Origin of the sequence: Roseburia sp. 1XD42-69 (assembly GCF_003612565.1) — a bacterium.
Classification (GTDB): Bacteria; Bacillota; Clostridia; order Lachnospirales; family Lachnospiraceae; genus Roseburia_B.
In genome coordinates, this window is the sequence record NZ_RAZG01000236.1 from 1 (window position 1) to 969 (window position 969).

The window sequence follows — 969 nt, forward strand, 5'->3', positions numbered from 1 at the left end:
TGCTATTTTTATGCCAGTTCTTATTGAATTTTCAAGGTGCATAGGCACTTATTCAAGTGCGAAGTTTGAGTCTATTATAAATACCGCTCCATTTCATATTAAATTTATTTAGAAAAGGCACTGCCAAATTGCAGCAGTACCTTATTTTTATTATTCTTCACAACAAAGTGTATACAAAATTTCACGCATTGTATCCATATAAATATCTTGTGATGTCACCATACATGCAGCGAACAAAATTACAAATATACTAACTTTCTCTTGATTCTTTTTTAACTCTCTCTCTAAATTATCGGCATTATCAATAAACATTTCCCACAATTTACTGCCATTTGCTTTCTCAAAACTCTCTGTTACAAGCTGGTCTATTTCTTCTTTTTTCATCTATAATATTTTCTCCTTATAAATATAACTGTACTATTTTCTGCTAAATACTTTCTTTTCTAATATCACAGATCAAAATCTTATATTTCATCTTCATATCACGTAATTCATCAATCAGTTTCTTATATTCTTCATACATATTATTTGATAACTCTAACTGCTCATTCAATTTATCCAAATCATACAAAGACAATTCCTGTTTTAACGCTTCATTTTCTTTTCTCAGAGATTCATTGATTCTTTTTAAGCTCTTATTTCTTTTCTCTAATAAATTAAACATTATTCCTCCATCAAAATAGGAGAGTGCATAACACACTCTCCCGTAAAAACAAACTATTACCTCCATAACCTTGCATTTCCAATTCCTTTACCTTGAAACTTAGCTGCCATTGCTGCTGCAAAACATTTTGTGGTTTTATCATTCTTACATATCTCATCCCTCATCTGCTGTCCAAATGTTTTCGGATCATTCACGCCATGCATGTTGATATCGCCTACCTGGACATTTACATGGTGTTATTCGTAACTTTACCTACTCCCAATTACCCGAAAATTCTTCAAATTAAAAGAAGGTACAGCATAATT

2 protein-coding genes are annotated in these 969 nt (G+C 31.2%); both read right to left on the minus strand.

Going from position 1 to position 969, the window contains the following annotated elements:
* Positions 1 to 150: 150 nt before the first annotated feature.
* Positions 151 to 384 (minus strand): hypothetical protein, encoded by a 234-nt coding sequence (locus tag D7Y06_RS25325; RefSeq protein ID WP_120410220.1) that lies wholly within the window; start codon positions 382 to 384, stop codon positions 151 to 153.
* Positions 385 to 427: 43 nt separating this feature from the next.
* Positions 428 to 730 (minus strand): hypothetical protein, encoded by a 303-nt coding sequence (locus D7Y06_RS25330; protein ID WP_120410221.1) that lies wholly within the window; start codon positions 728 to 730, stop codon positions 428 to 430.
* Positions 731 to 969 lie beyond the last annotated feature (239 nt).

Bases quoted from the DNA above. Each gene is read 5' to 3' on its own strand.
- D7Y06_RS25325 (WP_120410220.1), bottom strand. From the start codon at position 384: ATGAAAAAAGAAGAAATAGACCAGCTTGTAACAGAGAGTTTTGAGAAA.
- D7Y06_RS25330 (WP_120410221.1), bottom strand. From the start codon at position 730: ATGGAGGTAATAGTTTGTTTTTACGGGAGAGTGTGTTATGCACTCTCC.